The 19,256-nt window shown below is 62.3% G+C and carries 19 protein-coding genes; 14 read left to right on the forward strand and 5 right to left on the reverse strand.

Features of this window, described 5'->3' with window-relative positions:
* The first annotated feature begins 2 nt into the window (after nucleotides 1–2).
* Both ACVC7O_RS07940 and ACVC7O_RS07945 read left to right on the forward strand, forming a co-directional pair.
* Nucleotides 3–1,259, forward strand: coding sequence for a hypothetical protein (locus tag ACVC7O_RS07940; RefSeq protein ID WP_458325547.1), 1,257 nt, complete (start codon nucleotides 3–5; stop codon nucleotides 1,257–1,259).
* 73 nt (nucleotides 1,260–1,332) lie between these two features.
* Nucleotides 1,333–1,815: a hypothetical protein gene (locus tag ACVC7O_RS07945; protein WP_458325548.1), complete on the forward strand. Its 483-nt coding sequence runs from the start codon at nucleotides 1,333–1,335 to the stop codon at nucleotides 1,813–1,815.
* Nucleotides 1,816–1,832: 17 nt separating this feature from the next.
* On the opposite strand, the gene ACVC7O_RS07950 is transcribed toward ACVC7O_RS07945, so the two are convergent.
* From ACVC7O_RS07950 to ACVC7O_RS07960, 3 genes are all read right to left on the reverse strand, one after another.
* Nucleotides 1,833–3,623 (reverse strand): tetratricopeptide repeat protein, encoded by a 1,791-nt coding sequence (locus ACVC7O_RS07950; protein WP_458325549.1) that lies wholly within the window; start codon nucleotides 3,621–3,623, stop codon nucleotides 1,833–1,835.
* Nucleotides 3,616–4,233, reverse strand: coding sequence for a GNAT family N-acetyltransferase (locus tag ACVC7O_RS07955; protein ID WP_458325550.1), 618 nt, complete (start codon nucleotides 4,231–4,233; stop codon nucleotides 3,616–3,618). The genes ACVC7O_RS07950 and ACVC7O_RS07955 overlap by 8 nt, the downstream gene beginning before the upstream one ends.
* A gap of 307 nt (nucleotides 4,234–4,540) precedes the next feature.
* On the reverse strand, nucleotides 4,541–7,381 hold the full coding sequence (locus ACVC7O_RS07960; RefSeq protein ID WP_458325551.1) for a G8 domain-containing protein: 2,841 nt from the start codon (nucleotides 7,379–7,381) through the stop codon (nucleotides 4,541–4,543).
* Nucleotides 7,382–7,898: 517 nt separating this feature from the next.
* Here ACVC7O_RS07960 and ACVC7O_RS07965 point away from each other — a divergent pair.
* The 7 genes from ACVC7O_RS07965 (at nucleotide 7,899) to ACVC7O_RS07995 (ending at nucleotide 11,945) form a co-directional block, all read left to right on the forward strand.
* The gene (locus tag ACVC7O_RS07965) at nucleotides 7,899–8,927 is read left to right on the forward strand and encodes an extracellular solute-binding protein (protein ID WP_458325552.1); all 1,029 of its coding nucleotides are present in this window, start codon (nucleotides 7,899–7,901) and stop codon (nucleotides 8,925–8,927) included.
* A 218-nt stretch (nucleotides 8,928–9,145) separates the two neighbouring features.
* Nucleotides 9,146–9,286, forward strand: coding sequence for a hypothetical protein (locus tag ACVC7O_RS07970; protein ID WP_458325553.1), 141 nt, complete (start codon nucleotides 9,146–9,148; stop codon nucleotides 9,284–9,286).
* On the forward strand, nucleotides 9,283–9,459 hold the full coding sequence (hemP, locus tag ACVC7O_RS07975) for a hemin uptake protein HemP (RefSeq protein ID WP_458325554.1): 177 nt from the start codon (nucleotides 9,283–9,285) through the stop codon (nucleotides 9,457–9,459). The genes ACVC7O_RS07970 and hemP overlap by 4 nt, the downstream gene beginning before the upstream one ends.
* A gap of 77 nt (nucleotides 9,460–9,536) precedes the next feature.
* Complete coding sequence (locus tag ACVC7O_RS07980; RefSeq protein WP_458325555.1) at nucleotides 9,537–9,935, forward strand: hypothetical protein; 399 nt, start codon at nucleotides 9,537–9,539, stop codon at nucleotides 9,933–9,935.
* 26 nt (nucleotides 9,936–9,961) lie between these two features.
* Nucleotides 9,962–11,221, forward strand: a complete 1,260-nt coding sequence (locus tag ACVC7O_RS07985; protein ID WP_458325556.1) for an imelysin family protein — start codon at nucleotides 9,962–9,964, stop codon at nucleotides 11,219–11,221.
* 65 nt (nucleotides 11,222–11,286) lie between these two features.
* Complete coding sequence (locus ACVC7O_RS07990) at nucleotides 11,287–11,544, forward strand: DUF1289 domain-containing protein (protein ID WP_458325557.1); 258 nt, start codon at nucleotides 11,287–11,289, stop codon at nucleotides 11,542–11,544.
* Entirely contained in the window at nucleotides 11,544–11,945 is a 402-nt protein-coding gene (locus ACVC7O_RS07995) for a hypothetical protein (protein ID WP_458325558.1), read from the forward strand. The genes ACVC7O_RS07990 and ACVC7O_RS07995 overlap by 1 nt, the downstream gene beginning before the upstream one ends.
* A 206-nt stretch (nucleotides 11,946–12,151) precedes the next feature.
* On the opposite strand, the gene ACVC7O_RS08000 is transcribed toward ACVC7O_RS07995, so the two are convergent.
* Together ACVC7O_RS08000 and ACVC7O_RS08005 are read right to left on the reverse strand one after the other, a co-directional pair.
* Nucleotides 12,152–12,622 carry a Dps family protein gene (locus ACVC7O_RS08000; protein WP_458325559.1) on the reverse strand — a complete coding sequence of 157 codons (471 nt, stop codon included), beginning with the start codon at nucleotides 12,620–12,622 and terminating at the stop codon, nucleotides 12,152–12,154.
* A 105-nt stretch (nucleotides 12,623–12,727) separates the two neighbouring features.
* On the reverse strand, nucleotides 12,728–13,165 hold the full coding sequence (locus ACVC7O_RS08005; protein WP_458325560.1) for a hypothetical protein: 438 nt from the start codon (nucleotides 13,163–13,165) through the stop codon (nucleotides 12,728–12,730).
* A 140-nt stretch (nucleotides 13,166–13,305) separates the two neighbouring features.
* On the opposite strand from ACVC7O_RS08005, the gene ACVC7O_RS08010 reads away from it, so the two are divergent.
* The 5 genes from ACVC7O_RS08010 (at nucleotide 13,306) to ACVC7O_RS08030 (ending at nucleotide 19,245) form a co-directional block, all read left to right on the forward strand.
* Nucleotides 13,306–14,796: a di-heme oxidoreductase family protein gene (locus tag ACVC7O_RS08010; RefSeq protein WP_458325561.1), complete on the forward strand. Its 1,491-nt coding sequence runs from the start codon at nucleotides 13,306–13,308 to the stop codon at nucleotides 14,794–14,796.
* 1 nt (nucleotide 14,797) lies between these two features.
* On the forward strand, nucleotides 14,798–15,769 hold the full coding sequence (locus tag ACVC7O_RS08015; RefSeq protein WP_458325562.1) for an imelysin family protein: 972 nt from the start codon (nucleotides 14,798–14,800) through the stop codon (nucleotides 15,767–15,769).
* Nucleotides 15,769–16,833, forward strand: coding sequence for a DUF1513 domain-containing protein (locus tag ACVC7O_RS08020; RefSeq protein WP_458325563.1), 1,065 nt, complete (start codon nucleotides 15,769–15,771; stop codon nucleotides 16,831–16,833). Before ACVC7O_RS08015 ends, ACVC7O_RS08020 begins: the two co-directional genes overlap by 1 nt.
* A 45-nt stretch (nucleotides 16,834–16,878) precedes the next feature.
* Entirely contained in the window at nucleotides 16,879–18,465 is a 1,587-nt protein-coding gene (locus tag ACVC7O_RS08025) for an alkaline phosphatase family protein (protein WP_458326057.1), read from the forward strand.
* A gap of 120 nt (nucleotides 18,466–18,585) precedes the next feature.
* Nucleotides 18,586–19,245, forward strand: a complete 660-nt coding sequence (locus tag ACVC7O_RS08030; RefSeq protein ID WP_458325564.1) for a peroxiredoxin — start codon at nucleotides 18,586–18,588, stop codon at nucleotides 19,243–19,245.
* Nucleotides 19,246–19,256 lie beyond the last annotated feature (11 nt).

A 19,256-nucleotide genomic window follows, 5' to 3' on the forward strand; every position in this document is an offset into this window, starting at 1 on the left:
TCATGGCAGGAACGCGGTTCAAACTGTTCGCGCAGCCTCAATTTCTGGATGAATACGCCGAGCCGGAGGTGGTGGAGGTCTCCTCGCCGCCGGGCAGCCTTGATCCCGGCCCGTCGGATGACCGGATGTACACGGTCTTCCCCATCGGAAAATCGCAACCCTATGGCATCTCGCCGGATGGCTCCGACCCGCTGGCACCACCCTGGACGGGGGATATCGAAATCCCCGCGATGCCGGATGCCGAGGGGCATTTCGATTATCTCGAGCCCGGAACGCCGCAGTTCGAGGCGGCCCATCTCTTTGGCACCGTGCGCTTTGTCATGGACATCTGGGAAGGCTATTTCGGGCGCGAGATCCCCTGGCAGGCGGATGGGGTTTACGAGCGGCAGGAGCTGACGATCCTGCACTCCCTCGACAATGCCTATTCGGGTTTCGGTTTTATCGAGATGGGGGCCGATACCAGCACGGGCAAGCTCATGCCCTTCGCTCTGAACTTCGACGTGATCGCGCATGAGCTGGGCCATGCGATCATCTATTCCGAAATCGGCGTGCCCGACCCGCAGAATGTCACAGGCGAGTACTTTGGGTTTCACGAAAGTGCCGCGGACATCGTCGCGCTGATCTCATCGCTGCACTTCAATTCGCTGGTCGATCTGCTGCTCAACAACACGCGCGGCAACCTCTACATGCTGAACGCTGTGAACCGGATCGCGGAGCTGTCGCAGAACAAGCAAATCCGTATTGCCGCGAATGACCGGCGCCTCTGCGAATTTGCGAAGGGCTGGCGGAAGGAGCACCATCTCGGACAGCCGCTGACCGGCGCGTTTTTTGATATCCTCGTGGACATCTTCCACGAGATGCTACTCGACTACGATGCCATCACGCCGGAGATGGAGGACCTGTCCGATCAGCTTTTGGCGACGGCGGACTATGCGCCGGTGATGCAGGAGATGTTCGATGCGGCCTATGCCGATCACCCCGAACAGTTCAAGCGCGCGCTTCTCGATGCGCGCGACATCATGGGGACCTACCTCGCCGACACCTGGCAGAAGCTGAGCCGTCAGAATCTGAACTTTGTCGATGTGGCCGAGGCGTTTCTCGAGGTCGATCGCGCCCATACCGGGGGACGGTTTGAGAAGATCATCGTGGGGAATTTCCACCTGCGTGACATCGGGATTGTCGACGTTGGGCCACAGCTGGAGCCCCTGGGTAAGGACAGCCATGCAAATTCAGTCAGAACGATGCTTCCGATGGACTGAAAACACGGAATAGGTTAACAAAAGAACAGCTGCAGCATGAGGGGCTGATTTCCCTCTCAGAAGGACCCATATTATGAATGAATCAATTTATACCTCTTCAGAAATTGTCCTTTTTGGACGCCTGGTGGATGATCTGACAATTGGCTCGTCCGATGACACCGACGCTACCGCGCACAAACCCGGCCGAAAATTTGCCCGGATATATGGCTTCACCTTTGATGGCGTTTACACCGAATTGGGCTCGCCCGTTCTCTTCATGGTGAGCGACGCGCACAAAGAGGCCAAGGAGGTTCCCGTACCAGGGCCGAACCCGCGCAACACGAAGTTCTATTCCGAACTGAAAGCGTGGATCGTCGACAAGTCAGCCGAGACGGTGCGTTTGGACGTGGATCAGGGGAAGTACGAAGACGTGCTTCTGGCTGGTGCCGCGGAAGCGATGGGCGGTGTCTCGGGCGCGCGGGTCTCCGGGGCCCGGGTCTCGGGTGCGCGTGTGTCCGGGGCGCGTGTCTCCGGCGCACGGGTGTCCGGTGCGCGCATCAGCGGCGCGAGCGACTGACCCGAGGCGGCGGGCCGTCAGAGGCCCGCGCGCTTCATCCCTTCGTAGAAGTGCCGGACATCGTCTTCGAACTTGTCCGGTTGAACCGCGGCCCAGCGTTCGATCGAGAAATTCGGATGGGCTTCGCGCACCAGATCGGCCTGCGCGCGCGCATCCTCGACTTGGTTCAGATAGGCATAGCTGGCCGCGAGAATGCGTCGCCCTTCGGTCGGGTTCTGCATCTTCTGGATCGTGTTGATCGCGTCCTCATAGCGCATGAGGTTGAAGTAGGCGCCGCCCAGGTGCCAGATGTATTGATCCGGATAGAAGGGATTGAGCCGCATGGCCTTTTGCAGAAGCTCCACCGCTTCTTCGGAGCGGCCCATATGCGCCAGCGCATCCGCCATGTCCGACATCAGGTCGGCGTCATTGGGGTTGAGCTTCAGTGCGCGGTCATAGGCATTGATCGCGGGGTCATGTTCCTTGCGGTAAAGATGCGCAAAGCCCAACTCGCCAAAGCCGCGCGCATCGGCCTCATCAAGGTCGATGGCTTCGCGCGCAAAGCTCAGCGCATCATCGAGCGCCATGTCCGGCTGGTCCGCCCAGTCATAGCGCCAGTCGAGATTGAAGGTGCGTGACTTGGCGGCATAGGCGCGGGCATAGCGCGCATCGCTGCCGATGGCATTCTCGTAAAGATCGCGGGCCTGCCGCACCTCTGGCTGCGTGTACTTGAGCACATGCCGATGCCCTTTCAGCACAAAGCCATAGGCCATCAGGTTGGCGGGCGGCAGCAGCCGCATGCGTTCCCGCTCGGTCGCTTCGATGCGCGCTGCCGTGGCGGTCACGATGATCTGGGTGATCTCATCCTGCAGATCGAAGATGTCTTCCATGTCACGGTTGTACTGCTCGCCCCAGATCGTCCGGTCCTGCAAAGCGTCGAGCAGCTGCAGGGTGATCCGAATCCGGGAGCCCGCCTTGCGCACGGTGCCGTCGACCGCATAGCGCACGCCCAACTCGCGGGCCGCCTGCGCAGGTGACTTCGACCGGTCAGCGTACATATTCGCCGACCCCCGCGCGATCACGAAGAACTCCTGGAACCGCGACAGGTTCGTGGTCACATCCTCGGTCAGCCCATCGGCAAACCACTGGTCCCCCTGATCGCTGCCCTGAAAGCCGAAGGGCAGAACCACGATGGACTGGTTCGCAATCGGGCGTTCCTTGAACTCGGCGGAATTCTCGAGATTGCGCCGCAGCCCGGGCGTCATCGCCGCTGTGGTGGGGTTCTCATGCACCTGGAAGACGTCGATTGTCCGCCCGATGTTCTTGAAATCCTGTCCGCCGAGGTACTCATAGCCGTACTTCAACTTGTTGCAGACATGATCATAGGCCGCGCCGGATATGCAGACCTGGCCGGGCGCCGCAAAGGCCTCGATCCTCGCGGCGATATTGATGCTCTCGCCGGTGATCTCATTGCCGCTGACCAGCACCTCGCCGAGATTGATGCCAAAGCGGAAGTGGATCTGCTCGTCTTCGGGCAGATCCTCGTTTTCCTGCTCCAGCGCCTTTTGCATTTCGACTGCAAAGGTGACCGCATCGACGGCGCTTTCGAACAGCATAAAGGCGCTGTCGCCTGCCGAGCCCTTGAACTCACCCGAATAGGATTTGATCGCGTTGCGAAATTTCTCCAACCGGTTGGTCACCGAGATCGTCGTGCGCACCTCGTCAACGCTCATCATCGAGCTGAAGTTCGCAACATCCGCAAAGACAATCGCCACAAGACGACGTCTGAGGTGTTCGCGTGCCTCGGGTATGTTCGCAGTATCAGCCAAGACTTTCTTTCCAGCAGGTTGGCGAAAATGTGAGAGTGCAGGATGCGGCGACATCTTCGATGACCTTGTCGCGAGTTGCAATCCATTCTGTTCCTAAAATGCCAGCGACTACGGTGTCTTTTCGGGCGCCTTCCACAAACCAGGCTTCACGAAAGCAACCCTCCTTGGCAAATCCGAATTTCTCCAGCACCCGCGCGGTTGCGGCGTTGTCAGAGCGGTAGAAGGTGGTCACCCGGTGCAGCCGCAGGCGCTTGAACGCAAGATCGAGCATGGCCACCGTCATCGCCGTGGCCAGCCCCCGTTTGCGAAATTTTTCCGACACAAAGAATGGCAAAACCGCGTCCCCCTGAATATAATTGACCGCTTCCAGACCTGCGATCCCCACGGGCGCGCCGTCTTTCTCGGCCATGAACCAATAGGCTCCGGGCTGGGACTTCTGCACGATCGACTCGCGCCATGTCTCGCGCAAGGCATCGACACTGACCGGCACAGGTAGGCTCCGATCAAAGAGCGCCGCATCCGTGAAATCCCAGAACCAGTCGGAAATCCGCGGTATGTCGTCCAGTCCCATTGGGCGCCACGTGATAACCTTTGTAGTTTCGTCAGCCATAATGAATTTCCTATCAGCTGCCGCCCTGATCTCACCCCGCGCGGTCTGATTGCGCCGGGGAACGGGCCTCGCAAGAAACTACAATGCGTTCGTTAACTACAGTTGTTACTACCGTACCCCTCGGAAAAGCAACGATTTTGCGGGTTCGGCCATTTCCCGGTAGCGCAGGCTGGATCGGCGTGTCTGTGATCTGGAACACGTTTGACGCCAATTCTTAAGCCGAACGACGAAGGCGGGCAGGGGTATGCTGCCCGCCTGTGGTTCGCTCTGATGGCGCACCGATGAGAGGTGCCCGCCAACGGCCTTATCAGGCGGCGGCCTCTTCAGGCAGCTCCTCGTCAGCCTCTGGGGCAGGCGGGTCTTCGGCGAGGATTACCTGGCCTTCGGTGAGCTCGGCAAAGAGCTCCGCGGCCTCCTGTGTCGGATCGCTTTCGCTCTGGTCGAGATCGGCCACACCGTTGAACAGCGCATCGCCATAGGAGGTGAATGGATTGCCCAAGGGCACATTGGGGTCGATCATCACCGGATGGCTCTCGGTATAGATGTCCCCGGTCAACCGGTCCGAGAAGTAGAGATCGACCATGAAGTAGTTCTGCCCGTCCGAGGTGGCATAATACCCATCGGTCTCGAGCGTGCGCACGACATCCTCGAAATCCATGTTGTAGCTGTCCGTGCCTGCGGGGAAGCTTGTCTGCCCAAGGCTGTCGGTCTTGGTCCCGCTGATCTCGACGATCCGTGCGCCCGGGTCGGGCCAGCCTTCGCGGTAGCTCATGGGGCTCACCACCAGATCGGGCTCGACCTCCTGCGGCAGATCAGCCGAATTGACGATCTCATCAATCGCCGGATTGAAATTCTCATAGGCCTGATCGACGTTCTGGAAGACCGGATCGACAATCGTGTGCTGGAACTGGTCCGGCGTGCCGGGATTGTTGGGTGTGAACCATTTGAAGAGGTCCATGCCAGTGTCAAACTCCGCGATCTGCGCATCGACAATGGTCATATCCGTGGTGTTGGGCCCAAAGCTGATGCCCACATCCGCTTCGGAATAGCTCACCCCCGGGCCTTCACCAATCAGGTCGAACCCCTCGATGATGTAATGCGAGGTGTATTCGAAATGCGCGCCCGAGCGGACGTTCCACGCCGTGAAATCGCTGAACACACTGTGCAGATCATGCCCCTGGTTCGGGTTCGATTTCACCACATGCAGCCCCTCCTTGGCGGCGAAGGCCTCGTTGTCGTGAAAGCTCAGCACCGGAAAGTGATCGAGGAACACGGTATCATCGCCGAAAAAGGCATCCGGTGCGGCAAACACATCCGAATCCGCCGTGTAAAGCCCGTCCTCGAAGCCGCGGTGCATATAGGCAAACCCGTGGTTCACGCTCGCCGCGATATTGCCGGTGGACTCGACCATGCGCCCCTGGAACCAGAAGCCATCGCCGGTCTGCCCGAGATCGAAATTGGCGATGTCATTGCCATCCTTGGGCGCGGCCCAGCTGTTGCCTTCGGCATAGATGGCGATGTTGTTGCTCCAGACGCCGGTCTCATTGCCGGACTCGGCCACATAACCCGCGCCAAAGGTATCGAAGGTGGCGTTGCCGTCCACAATGGCATTGGAATCGTGATGCACGATCCCCCAGCCGGGGGAGCCAAAGACCGCATTGCCCATCAGCACCGCAGGATCCTCCAGATCGCCCACACCCGCCTTGTGAACATGCGCCGGATAGCGGCCCTTTACGTTGTCGTCGAAGGCAATGTCGATGATATCATCCGCATCCTGCGCAGGCTCGGACTTGTCCGTTCGACCGAGCTCGTGGAAGGCGGCATAGCGTACGTCAACGTCATCGTTGTGCATGAACATGACATGACCGCGGTCGTAGATCTCCGCGTCTGCGCCCCCTTCGGAGGAGAAGGTGATGTTGCGCGTGTAATTGGCGACCGAGGTGCTCAGATCGTCGCGCGGGGCGTCGTGGTCATGCTCCAGCGGGTCATCGAAATAGACCATGCCATCCTGGATGTCCGTGATCGTCCGCACCTCGTCCTGCGAGGGGTAGGGCTGCACGGCATTCACGCCGTTCCAGTCGTGCCCGCGATAGTGGGTCCCGGCGATGACAATCGTATCACCCACCTCCCAGCCCTCGGGTGCCGTGGCAAATTCGACCCAGGTGTCACCGGCCATCGGATCGTCGATGACCTTCTCATGGGCGTCCTTCTCCGCGCCGTGGATCGTCGTCTGCCCATGCGCGATCAGCCCGCGGCTGAGCAGCGTCGGGTCCCAATCGGTATCGATGGGCCCGTTTCCCGCGAAGATGATATCGACACTCACATCCGCCTCAACCGGGTTGGCCTCGGTCCCGATGGTCAGTTGCCCGTTGGGCGTCACCACCATCGTGTCGAGCAGCATCTGGCTGTCCGTGTCCGGCGCGAATTCCAGGTGTCCATCGACGCGCACCGTGAAGAGGCTCGCGTCGCTCAACCCGTCATAGGTCATATGCACCCCGTCCGGGATGATGACCCGCGCGCCCGCATCCGGGATGTTGCCCTGATACCAATTGTCTGCGTCGAACCAGCTGCCATTGCCAATCGCGACGTGTGTCGCCTCGGCCGGGGCCACGAGGTTCAGCGCGGCCATATGCTCCATCCCCATGGGCGAGCCCGGCGCATGATCGCCATGCGCGTCCTCCCCCGCGAGCACATCGGCGACGAAAGCTTCAATCTCTTCGGGCGTCTGCGGCAAGTGCGCCCCGTGGTCGTCCGGCGCGTCACCGTGACCACCGTCCATCGGCATTTCCGGATCCTCCGGCTGGTCCCCATGGCCGTGATCCGGGGGGGTCTGCGGGTCCTCACCGTGCTCCGGCGGCATCTCGGGCGCGTCAGGAGGGGTATCACCATCCTCAGCGGGAGGCTCGGGGTGATCTTCGCAGCTCGGCGGCGCGACCGGCGGCTCCGGGGCGGGCGGGCTGACAGGATCGGCGGGCTGCTCGTCATCCGCAGCCTCTTCGGGTGGCGGGTCAGAGGGCGCTGGTGCCTCCGGGGTTTCAGGGGGCTCGTCGGTCGGAGACTCTTGCGTGGCCTCGAAGTATTCTGTCAGCTTTTGAAAGAAGTCGGTCAGACCACCGGTGTCATAAAGCCACTTTAGGAATGAAAACATGTCGCGGTTCTCCAGTGTTGGCATTTGGTAGCATGGTAGAATCACACTACCGTAGGTTGGTCCCCCGGTGTGAACCTTGGCATGGAGCGTCGCCCGCCCGCAACAGTTCGATCACCGCGCGTCCGAGGTTTTTTCCGCTCTATATTCAAGTGAAGATGGGGCTGTTCTGGTTTGATATTAAACAGAAAATTTCACTATCTCGGCTTTCCTTAACGGGCCTGTTAACAGCCGCTTAATCCCGTCTCTGCCAGTTAACCAGAATTCTCCCTGTGCCGAATGCGTTCCTGCCAAGCAGCGCGCAAAGCTTCCGCACGGGGCCGTGGGTGTCTCAGAGCGGAGGTCACATTGGTTTGAGTTATGGGTCGTGACGGCCGTTCTTTATGGCCAGAGCGGAAAGTCGACAAAAAACATCAGAAATCAGACCAAAATACCCAATTATTTCACTCAACAATATTGCCTTCCGCGCAGGAATCAGTAATTGAGTAAATCAATAAGGATTAACCTTTGGGAGACATCAATGCCTACACCATCCAGATTCATGCTCGGCGCGCTGGCCGCGACCACCGCAATCAGCACGGCGTCACTCGCGCAGGCGAACGGCGAGTTGAACCTCTACTCCTCGCGCCACTATGACACCGATGAACGTCTCTACTCGGATTTCACCGAGGCCACCGGCATCACCATCAACCGGATCGAAGGCAACGCGGATGAGCTGATCACACGGATGCAGGCGGAAGGGGCGAATTCGCCCGCCGACATCCTGTTGACCGTTGACACCTCCCGCCTCGAGCGCGCGAAGGATGCAGGCGTGCTGCAATCCGTCGAGAGCGCGGTGCTGGAAGAGCGCATCCCCGCAAACCTGCAGGACAGCGACAACCAGTGGTTCGGCTTCTCCCAACGCGCGCGGATCATCTTCTACGACAAGGCCGATGTGGCCGAGCCGCCGATGGATTATGTCGCGCTGGCCGATCCCAAGTACAAGGGCATGGTCTGCCACCGGTCGTCCTCCAACGTTTACAGCCAGACCCTGCTGGCCGCTGTGATCGAGAACCACGGCGAAGAGGCGGCCAAAGCCTGGGCGCAGGGCGTTGTCGACAACTTCGCCCGTGAGCCGGAAGGTGGCGACACCGACCAGCTGCGCGGCCTGGTGTCGGGGCAGTGCGACGTGTCGATCTCGAACACCTATTACTTCGCCCGCGCGATCCGTAAAGACGTGGACGGCCTCTCCTCCGATCTCGACAAGATCGGCTGGGTGTTCCCGGCCCAGGACGCCGAGGGCGCGCATATGAACCTCTCGGGTGGCGGTGTGGCCGCGCACGCCCCCAACCGTGACAACGCCGTTGCCTTCCTCGAATACCTCGCCTCCGATCAGGCGCAGCAGTATTTCTCGGCCGGCAATGACGAATTCCCCGCGGTGCCCGGTGTGGCGATCAGTGAAAGTGTCTCCGAGCTTGGAGACTACAAGGGCGACGATGTTGATCTCTCTGCAGTGGCCAAGAATGTCCCCGCTGCTCAGAAAATCTTCAACGAGGTCGGCTGGAAGTAGTCGCTTCACCAGGTGCTGACTAAGGGGTGCGGCTGGTCCGCACCCCTTTTTTGCTGCGCCCGCGGCTTCGATGCCGTGGCCATAGGCAGAGATGAGAATAAAGTAGCCAAGTGTTTTAGTCGGGATTGACTTGTCTGACTATAATGGTCAAGAATTAAAGCAGATTCCCAGCCACCCGAAAGGGCAGCCCGGAGCCATACAGTCAGCTGGAGGCCACCATGGAGCACCGCCCTAAACCCGCCCGACCCACACCACCCCGCCTATGCCGCATCGAGATACTGCAATCCGCCCTGAATGGCCTTGTGCCGCTCGATCACCGTCTGGAAAGCATGCTGGACCGGCTGGAGGTGCGGTCATGAACGCGATGGCGCAACCCACACGCATGGACCCGACCGAAAGTGCCGCCGCCGATATCGTCACCTATGACGTGCGCGATCTGATCGAAACAGGCGTGCAGGCACGCCTCGTTCTCGACGGGCAGCCCTATTTCCTGCGCATCACGCGCGCCGGCAAGCTGATCCTCACAAAATGACACCGAATGCGCAAAACCGCGGCGGGGCTTCCGTAGGTGTGTTGATGCACCTGGAGCCCTGGGAAGCGGATCTTATCGTGACGCTTCGCCTTTGGTGTGACAGCCCCGAAGGCCAGGCGAAGGTCTGGAATGAATTCGCCATGACCCTGCCCAAAGGCAAGGCGGCAGACGAGATGCGCGCCTTTGAACAGCTGGTCTCGGTGATTGCGTCCTATGCGCACCGCCCGCTTGTCCGGCACGGTGTCGGCTGCGCCTGCATCGGCGCGGATGAGGGGGTCTTTGCGCATCTCGTGCGCGTCGCCTGCGACGGGGATCTGGGCGAGGCCGCGCAGGTGGCCACCCTGCTGGTCACCGCCGCGCAGGCGGAACGCGTGGCGATCCTCGCCGCGCAAGTGGGCTGCGCCCGCAAATCTATCACCCGGACCCGCGCGGCCGAGCAGGCCGCATATTCCGACAACGTCATCCGACTTCACTAACGATTGCAACAAAGGGACAGCAACCAATGAAGACGACACTGGCCGCCGCACTTGGCACAACGATGCTGATCGCGGCTCCCGCTTTGGCGGATAAGGCAGCGGTTCTCGACACCTACGCGAATATCGCCGCCGCGAAATACACCGACAGCCTGGTCACCGCGCAGGCTCTGCAAACGGCCATCACCGCGTTGATTGACAGCCCGTCAGCCGAAGCCTTGCAGACCGCGAAGGAGGCCTGGATCGCCGCCCGCGTGCCCTACCAGCAGACCGAGGTCTACCGCTTTGGCAATGCCATCGTCGATGACTGGGAGGGTAAGGTGAACGCCTGGCCGCTTGACGAGGGCCTCATCGACTATGTGGATGCCACCTATGGCGGCGCCACGGATGAGAACGAATACGCGGTGCTGAACGTGATCGCGAACCCGTCGTTTACGCTCTCGGGCGAGACGGTGGATGCGTCCGAGATCACGGCGGACTTGCTGGAAAACGTGCTGCATGAGGCCGACGAGGTCGAAAGCAATGTGGCCACCGGCTATCACGCCATCGAATTTCTTCTCTGGGGGCAGGACCTGAACGGTCATGGCCCCGGTGCAGGCAACCGTCCCTGGACGGATTACGCACAAGGCGAGGCCTGCACGGGCGGGAACTGCGACCGCCGCGGCGCCTATCTTCAGGCGGCTACCGACCTTCTGGTGTCCGATCTCGAATGGATGGCGGCGCAATGGCAGGAGGGCGGGGAGGCCCGCGCCCAACTCATCGCAGACGAAAACGCCGGGATCACCGCGATCCTGACCGGCATGGGCTCGCTCTCTTATGGCGAGCAAGCGGGCGAGCGCATGAAGCTCGGCGTGCTGCTGAACGACCCAGAAGAAGAGCACGACTGCTTCTCCGACAACACGCACAACAGCCATTTCTATGACGCGATGGGCATCCGCAATGTCTATCTCGGCAGCTACACCGGGATCGACGGCACCGTGACATCCGGTGCATCGCTCTCGGCGCTGGTGGCTGAGGCGGATGCGGGCGTCGATGCGGAGCTCACCGCCAAGCTCAACACCACGATGATCGAGATGGCCGAGATGAAAGCTGCAGCCGAGGCCGGGTTCGCCTATGACATGATGCTGGAGCGCGGCAATGAGAAGGGTGAGGCGCTGATCATGGGCGCCGTCGATGCGCTGATCGATCAGACCCGGTCTATCGAGCGCGCCGTCGATGCGCTGGGCGTCGCCCAGATCGCCTTTGAGGGCTCTGACAGTCTCGATGATCCGGAGGCCGTCTTCCAGTAACCGGAACTGTTCCTACATAAATAGAGAGGCGGGGCGCCGCCTCTCTCCCCACCGCGAGAGGTCGCATGAGCAAAACACCCAGCCCCTGTATCGACGTTTGCAAGTTCAAGCGCCAAGGCCATTGCATTGGCTGTTCGATGACCAAGACGCAGAAGTCGATGTTCAAGACCCTCAAGAAGGACAGCCACCGGCAGGCTTTCGTCGAAATGCTGGTTGCGCAGCAGAAAACCCTGGGCCGCTACAAGCACTGGGTGCCGCAGTATCTGCGCAAGTGCCCGAAGAAAAAGGCCAAGCCGGTCGCCGCCGTACGCGACGCAGCCTGATGCGGCTGTTCGCGATTGCTTTGATCATGTTCGCCGCGCCTGCGCTGGCCGACTACCGGCTCGAGATCACCGAGACCGGCAAGCGCGACTATTACTGCACCATCACGGTGGAACTCACCAATGACAGCGCCGAGCCGCTGACCGAGATCAACGCCTTCTTTCTCAACTACATCGGCCAAGAGCAGGTGGGCCGATCGAAAGGCGCCTCTTTCTTCAACGTGGCGCCGGGCGCCTCCGCAACCGCCACCTTCGAGACCCCGAACGCCCCCTGCGCCGAGGTCGAGCGCTACGACATGGTGATCGGGGCCTGCCGTCTCGGCGCGTCTTTCGCGGAGAAGGCCATCTGCGCCGACCGCATGGCGCTGACCGCGCCCTTTGGAACCGCAGCCCCATTGGAGTGACTTGGCAGCTGACGACCAGCGCGGCTGATGGGGGGACGAAGCCCCCTCACCCCCATCGAGGGGGATCGGGGGCTGCCCGGCCTGTCAGCCGGGCGCGCCAGCTGCGCCGCCGGGACCTTTGGCCGGGGCGGGGCACGGGACGCTCAACAATGCAATACTAAGAAAGAGCCGCCCCGACAGGCGGCGTCATGTTCTGGCTCAGCGCTTCAGCGCAGGTGCGCCCGCAGGAACCAGGCAAACTTCTCGTGCTCCTGGCCGCGCGCGATGCACAGATCTTCGGTCAGCGTATCGCCATGCTCGGCAGCCAACTCGCCACAGCCCGCCAGCGTCTTTGCCAGCGTTTCCTGCGCGTCCATCATCATTTTGATCATGTCTGTGTCCGAGGCGTGCCCATCATGCTCGCTCACCTTTGAGCGCTTGATCATGCCCGCCAGCGTGCCCTCTGCATGCCCGTCCAGCGCCTTGATCCGCTCGGCCAGATCGTCCTGGGCCACGAAGTGATCCTCATAGATCTTCTGGAACAGCTCGTGCAGCGGCCCGAACGCCATGCCCGTCACGTTCCAGTGAAAATTCTGCGCCAGCATGGTGGTGACAGCCGTCTCCGCAACGGACTGGTTCAAGGCTTCCACAATTTGAGTTTGTGCGTCTGTAGACAGCGCCATCGCGGTCTGTGTCATTCGTCATCTCCCAATTTTGAAAACGGCTGGCTGGCATCAGGCTGGCTGGCGATACGTCTTATTTAACGCAGCCAGCCAAAAGTCCAACAGAAAATTAGAATAATTCTAAATCTGACCAAAACGCTCGGAGAGAGACAGGATCAGGAAGCCCAGATTGCGCCGCGCGGCATGGGGCACGCGCGAGCGGATCAGGAAGAGAAAGCTGCCGTGGTCCTCCGCCTGGGCTGCGGCGATGCTGCGCAACAGCCAAGCTTCGTCGAACGAGACCTCGGCCACACCGGGGCGGTGCAGAAGGGGGGAGGCGCCAAGCGCTTGGGCAAGGCTCTTCATCAGTGCTTCGGCATAGGCTTTGCGCGCAACGTTCGGCGTCTGAGACAGCACCGCGCAGGCTTCGAAGAGATCGGTGCGCGCCGCAGAACGACATGTCAGAGCCACCTGCCGTAACTCGTTCAACACAGCTGCGGCCTCGGGGCTGAAGGCGGTCAGGGTCGATGTCTGCTGCCGGGGCGCAAGGGCGCGGGGGGCGTGGCGGGCTGCGATCATCTGTCCTATCACTTTTCCTGTTTGCAGGCGCGCAGAGACTCGACGCGCTGAATTCCCGAGTATATTTATCGGAAATAAGTCGCCGCTGCAATTGGAGACATGGGACAGTGCGTATTCGTCACAGTTTGTTCGGGCCTGTTGTGGCTCTTGGTCTCGGAAGTGCTGCATCGGCGGAGCTGGCAGACCTGCATCTGCCGATTGTCCCGCGCACCGAGGACGAGGCGGCCCGCATCGCTGCAATTACCGCGCCAACCACGGATTTCTCGCAGGCCGAGCGATTCGAGGCCAATTCCGCTGGAGCCGCGACCGTACGGGTGATCGGCACCGCCGATGCCTTCAGCCAGCCGTCGGCCAACATCAGTTTCGAGCGGGAGCTGGAGTTCAAAGTGGGCAACGGGCTTTTCAAGAAGCTCTGGGTCTCCTCGCCATCCTCCACGCTGGCCTCGGATGGGCTTGGCCCGCTCTACAATGCGCGCTCCTGCCAGCGCTGTCACCTGAAGGATGGGCGTGGCCACCCACCGGAGGGTCCGGATGATTCGGCTGTCTCCATGCTGGTGCGCGTCTCGATTCCAGCGGATGAGAGCACGCTTTCGGACTACATCGAGGACTACATCGCCACCGCGCCCGAACCCACCTATGGCGGGCAAATCCAGGACTTTGGCATCGCCGGGCACCCGGCGGAAGCGCGCATCGCGATCACCTATGAGGAGTTCGACGTGGTGTTGGAGGGGGGCGAGACCGTCACTCTGCGCAAACCCACGTTGGCTCTGGACAACCTCGGCTACGGCCCGCTGCATCCCGACACGATGACCAGCGCCCGCGTGGCCCCGCAGATGATCGGCCTGGGCCTGCTCGACGCGATCCCGGCGGCGGATATTCTCGCGCAGGCTGATCCCGAGGATGCCGATGGCGACGGCATTTCAGGGCGCCCCAATATCGTCTGGTCCAGCGTCTATGGCACGCCGATGCTGGGCCGCTTTGGCGTCAAGGCGGGCGAGCCCAGCGTCTGGGAGCAATCCGCCGGTGCCTTTCATGGCGACATCGGCATCTCCACGCCGCTGCACCCGACGGGCTATGGCGACTGCACCGAGGCGCAGGCGGCCTGTCGCGCGGCACCTGACGGGAACACGCCAGATCATGACAACGCCGAGATCGGGCAGCTTGGGCTGGAGCTTGTGAGCTTCTATTCCTCGAACCTCGCCGTCCCGGCCCGCCGCGACTACGACGACCCGGAAGTGCTGCGCGGCAAGCAGATGTTCTATAAGACCGGGTGCATTTCCTGCCACACGCCCAAATTCGTGACCCACCGTCTTGAGGGGCAGCCTGAGCAGAGCTTCCAGCTGATCTGGCCCTACACCGACATGCTGCTGCACGACATGGGCGAGGGGCTGGCCGACAACCGCCCCGAAGCCCGGGCCACGGGGCGCGAATGGCGCACCCCGCCGCTGTGGGGGATTGGCCTCACGCAGCAGGTTTCAGGGCATACGTATTTCCTGCATGACGGGCGCGCGCGCTCGCTGATGGAGGCGATCCTCTGGCACGGCGGCGAAGCGGAAGCCGCGAAAAATCGGGTGATCTCCATGCCCAAGCCCGACCGTGATGCCCTGATCCGCTTTCTGGAAAGCCTCTGATATGAAAAACTTCGTCTGCGCCGCCTTGCTCTGTCTGCCGTCATCGCTGGTGGCAGGCGTGACGGCGGTTGTGAGTGATCACATCTTGCCCGCCTACAGCGCCTTTGCCCAAGCCAGCGACGCGCTTGTCACGGCCACCGTCGCCTGCGATCAAACGGAGATGCGCGCGGGCTATCACGCAGCTTTTGACGCCTGGATGGGCGTGAGCCACATCCAGTTCGGACCGATCGAAGCGCAAGGGCTGTCGCTTGCCATTGCCTTCTGGCCGGATCCGAAGAATCAGACAGAAAAGGCGTTGGCACGGCTGATCGCAGCCGACGATCCGGCCGTCGAGGACCCGGATCAATTCGCCGAAGTCTCCGTCGCGGCGCAGGGTCTGATGGCGCTCGAGAGCCTGCTTTACACCGAACGGGAAGAGACGGCCTACACCTGTGCGCTGACGCAGGCCGTGGCGCGGCAGCTGGCGCACAACGCGGCCCGCCTTGAGGCTGCCTGGGTGGGGGAACACGCCGATCTGCTGACCAACCCGGGCCCCGAGAACGACGCGTATCAATCGCAGGCTGAGGCGCAACGTGCGCTTTATACCTCTCTCTCGACCGGGCTGGAATTCTTGCATGATCAACGGCTTGGGCGCCCTCTGGGCACCTTCGACCGCCCTCGGCCCAAGCGCGCCGAGGCGCGCCGGTCCGAGCGCAGCCTGCGCAATATCCTCCTGAGTCTGCGCGCTTTGGACGCGCTGACGGTTGCGCTTGCCGGTGACGAGAGTCCAAAGACGCAAGCGGCCTTTGCAGAGGCCGTGGCGCGTGCCGAAGCGCTGGACGATCCGGCGCTGCAAGGCGTGGCCGACCCGGCGGAGCGTTTCCGCATCGAAGTCCTTCAGCAGGGCGTCGCGGCGATCCAACGCGCGGTTGCCGAGGAGATTGGCGCAGGCCTGGGCGTCCGCGCTGGGTTTAACGCATTGGATGGCGACTGATGCCGAACCGGCGCGCTTTCCTAGCAGGGCTGCTGGCCAGCGGCATGACCGCCGAGCTCAGCTGGGCCGACGCCGGTGGCCCCAGCCATCTGAGTGCTGCGATGACACCCGCAGGTGACTATGTGCTGGTCGGGCTGCGGCCCGGCGGCGAACTGGCTTTCACCCAGCCCTTGCCGGGCCGGGGCCACGCTGCGGTGGCCCATCCCGCCAGACCCGAGGCGGTCGCCTTTGCCCGCCGCCCGGGGACATATGCGCTGGTGATCGATTGCGTGTCGGGCGCTGTGCTGCATGAGCTGACCGCGCCTGCCAGCCATCACTTCTACGGGCATGGGGCGTTTTCCGCTGATGGCAGCCGTCTCTTCACAACCGAGAACCACAGTCCGAGCGGGCAGGGCCGGATTGGCATTTGGGCGCGGGAGGAGGGCTATGCACGGGTTGGAGATGTGCCGTCCGGCGGGATCGGCCCGCATGAGATGCTGCGCCTGCCGGGGCGGGCCATGCTTGCGGTGGCCAATGGCGGCATCCTGACGCGGCCCGAAACTGGGCGCGAGAAGCTCAACCTCGACACCATGCGCCCGAACCTGACCCTGATGACGGACGCGGGGGACATCACGGATCAGGTGGCGCTGCCTGACGCCCTGCACCAGAGTTCCCTGCGCCATATCGCGGGCTTCGCGGATGGCAGCATCGCCTGCGGCTTCCAATGGGAGGGCGACCCCTATGACAGCCCCGCGCTTGTGGCGCTCTACAAGCAGGGCAGCCTGCGCCTGCTCGACAGCCCACCGGATGCGGTGCGCCGTCTCAACGCCTATGTGGGCTCTGTCGCGGCACTGCCCGACGGCCACATCGCCGTGACATCACCCCGTGGTGGCGTGGTGCAGGTCTTCGATCCGGCCCTTGGCTTTCTGACGCAAAGCCCGCAAGCTGACATCTGCGGGGTCGCGGCCAGTGGCGGCGCTGGCCTCGCGACCGACGGTCTGGGAGGGGTGCATCATGTGGGACAGCGGTTGCGACGCATCGGCCAGCATGATCTGGCGTTCGACAATCACCTCGTCGCGATCTGACGCTCAAGGCCGCACCTCGTGACGGCGAAGAACATCCTGTTTATCATGTGTGATCAGCTGCGGTTCGATTATCTTGGCTGCACCGGCCACCCGCATCTGAAAACGCCGCACATCGATGCGCTGGCCGCCCGGGGCGTGCGCTTTGACAACGCCTATGTGCAATCGCCCATTTGCGGGCCCAGCCGGATGAGCACCTATACGGGACGGTATGTGCGCAGCCACGGCTCCACCTGGAACCAGACACCGCTGCGGGTGGGCGAGATGACGCTGGGCGATCATCTGGAGCCGCTGGGCCTGCGCACGGTACTCTGTGGCAAGACGCATATGGCGGCGGACACCGACGGGATGAGACGGCTGGGCATCGACCCGACCTCCGCCATTGGCACGCGGATCGCGGAATGCGGTTTCGAGGTGTGGGACCGGCTCGACGGGGTGCATCCGACTGGCGGCAAAGCACCCTCTCACTACAATGACCATCTGGCCGGGCTGGGCTACGGCGGGCCGAACCCCTGGGAGCAATGGGCCAACTCCGCGCGAGGCGATGATGACGACATCCTGTCAGGCTGGCTAATGCAGCACGCCGACAGACCCGCGCGCGTGGCCGAGGAGGAGAGCGAAACGCCCTATACCACCCGCCGCGCGATGGACTTCATCGACCAGGCGGGGGATCAGCCGTGGTGCCTGCATCTGAGCTACATCAAACCGCATTGGCCCTATATCGTCCCGGAGCCCTACCATGCGATGTACGGGCCGGAGCATGTGCTGCCCGCCGTCCGGGCCGAGGTGGAACGCGACGATCCGCACCCGCTGCTCGCGGCCTACCACCAGCATCGCTTCTCCAAGGTCTTCGCCCGGGACGAGGTGCGCGCCCGTGTGATCCCGGCCTATATGGGCCTGATTGCGCAGCTTGACGATCAGATCGGGCGGCTGATGGCCTGGCTCGATGAAACCGGGCGCAGCTCTGATACACTGATCGTCTTCACCTCCGATCACGGCGACTATCTGGGCGACCACTGGCTGGGCGAAAAGGAGCTCTTTCACGAGCCTTCGGTCAAGGTGCCGCTGATCGTGGTGGACCCGTCGCCTGAGGCCGAGGCCACGCGCGGGCAGGTGCTGTCGCATCTGGTTGAAGCGATTGATCTGGCACCGACTTTTGTGGATTGGGCAGGTGGTGCTGCGCGCCCGCATATCCTCGAAGGGCAGTCATTGCTGCCGCTGATCCGCGGCGCTGAACCGACCTGGCGCAGCGCGGTGATCAGCGAATACGACTATTCCGCGCGCCGGGCGCAACAGCTCTTGAACCAGCCCATCGCCGATTGCCGCCTTGTCATGGTCTTTGACGGGCGCTGGAAATACATCCATTGCGAAGGCTTCCGGCCGATGCTCTTCGACCTCGATACCGATCCGCAAGAGTTTCACGATCTGGGCGCGGACATGGCCCATGAGCCCGAGCGCCGCCGTCTTGCCGATCTGATGCAGCGCTGGTCCCTGCGGCACCACAGCCGCACAACGATCAGCGACGCCGAGATCGAGGCGGGGCAGGGGCGCGAGGTGGACCAGGGCGTCTTCATCGGGTTCTGGGATCAGGCCGATGTCGCCGCCGCCCGCAAGGACGGCCACAGCGGCAACTGACCCGCGGTTTCAGCAAAGCTTCAGAACTCCTTCAGGCGCGTGGCGGTCCGCGCCGCCTAGGGTGCCTGTCAGGGGCGGCCGAGGGGCCGCCCTGCGATTTGATTACGAAGGAGATGTGTTATGAGTCTGTCCCTGAACGCCATCGCGCCTGATTTCACGGCAGAGACGACAGAGGGCCCGGTTCGGTTCCACGAGTGGTTGGGTGACGATTGGTGCGTGCTGTTTTCGCACCCCAAGGATTTCACCCCGGTCTGCACCACTGAAATCGGCGCAATGGCCCGCATGAAGGAGGAGTTCGACCGCCGCGGTGTCAAGCTGATCGGCCTCTCGGTCGATCCGGTCGAAGCCCATACCCGCTGGTCGGTGGACATCGCCGAAACCCAGGGCGTGGCGCCCAACTTCCCGATGATCGGGGACCCGGACCTCGAGATCGCCAAGCTCTACCAGATGCTGCCCGAAGACGTGGAAGGCCCGGCGGTTGATCGTACCGCGATGGACAACGCCACGGCCCGCGCGGTCTTTGTCATCGGGCCGGACAAGCGGATCAAGCTGATGATCCTCTATCCGATGACCACCGGGCGTGACTTCAAGGAGGTGCTGCGCGTGATCGACAGCCTGCAGCTCACCGCTGAGCATCAGGTGGCCACCCCGGCCAACTGGAAGCAGGGCGAGCAGGTGATCATCGTGCCTTCCGTCTCGGATGAAGATGCCCGCAAGAAGTTCCCGACCGGCTGGTACGCGCCGCGCCCCTACATGCGCCTCGTGCCGCAACCGGTCTGATTCAGAAGGAT

The sequence above is a fragment of the Roseobacter cerffii genome, assembly GCF_054226325.1.

Excerpts from the sequence above, each read along its gene's own strand:
- ACVC7O_RS07940 (WP_458325547.1), top strand. The coding sequence starts at position 3 with ATGGCAGGAACGCGGTTCAAACTGTTCGCGCAGCCTCAATTTCTGGAT.
- ACVC7O_RS07945 (WP_458325548.1), top strand. The coding sequence starts at position 1,333 with ATGAATGAATCAATTTATACCTCTTCAGAAATTGTCCTTTTTGGACGC.
- ACVC7O_RS07955 (WP_458325550.1), bottom strand. The coding sequence starts at position 4,233 with ATGGCTGACGAAACTACAAAGGTTATCACGTGGCGCCCAATGGGACTG.
- ACVC7O_RS07960 (WP_458325551.1), bottom strand. The coding sequence starts at position 7,381 with ATGTTTTCATTCCTAAAGTGGCTTTATGACACCGGTGGTCTGACCGAC.
- ACVC7O_RS07965 (WP_458325552.1), top strand. The coding sequence starts at position 7,899 with ATGCCTACACCATCCAGATTCATGCTCGGCGCGCTGGCCGCGACCACC.
- ACVC7O_RS07970 (WP_458325553.1), top strand. The coding sequence starts at position 9,146 with ATGGAGCACCGCCCTAAACCCGCCCGACCCACACCACCCCGCCTATGC.
- hemP (WP_458325554.1), top strand. The coding sequence starts at position 9,283 with ATGAACGCGATGGCGCAACCCACACGCATGGACCCGACCGAAAGTGCC.
- ACVC7O_RS07985 (WP_458325556.1), top strand. The coding sequence starts at position 9,962 with ATGAAGACGACACTGGCCGCCGCACTTGGCACAACGATGCTGATCGCG.
- ACVC7O_RS07990 (WP_458325557.1), top strand. The coding sequence starts at position 11,287 with ATGAGCAAAACACCCAGCCCCTGTATCGACGTTTGCAAGTTCAAGCGC.
- ACVC7O_RS07995 (WP_458325558.1), top strand. The coding sequence starts at position 11,544 with ATGCGGCTGTTCGCGATTGCTTTGATCATGTTCGCCGCGCCTGCGCTG.
- ACVC7O_RS08000 (WP_458325559.1), bottom strand. The coding sequence starts at position 12,622 with ATGACACAGACCGCGATGGCGCTGTCTACAGACGCACAAACTCAAATT.
- ACVC7O_RS08005 (WP_458325560.1), bottom strand. The coding sequence starts at position 13,165 with ATGATCGCAGCCCGCCACGCCCCCCGCGCCCTTGCGCCCCGGCAGCAG.
- ACVC7O_RS08015 (WP_458325562.1), top strand. The coding sequence starts at position 14,798 with ATGAAAAACTTCGTCTGCGCCGCCTTGCTCTGTCTGCCGTCATCGCTG.
- ACVC7O_RS08020 (WP_458325563.1), top strand. The coding sequence starts at position 15,769 with ATGCCGAACCGGCGCGCTTTCCTAGCAGGGCTGCTGGCCAGCGGCATG.
- ACVC7O_RS08025 (WP_458326057.1), top strand. The coding sequence starts at position 16,879 with ATGTGTGATCAGCTGCGGTTCGATTATCTTGGCTGCACCGGCCACCCG.
- ACVC7O_RS08030 (WP_458325564.1), top strand. The coding sequence starts at position 18,586 with ATGAGTCTGTCCCTGAACGCCATCGCGCCTGATTTCACGGCAGAGACG.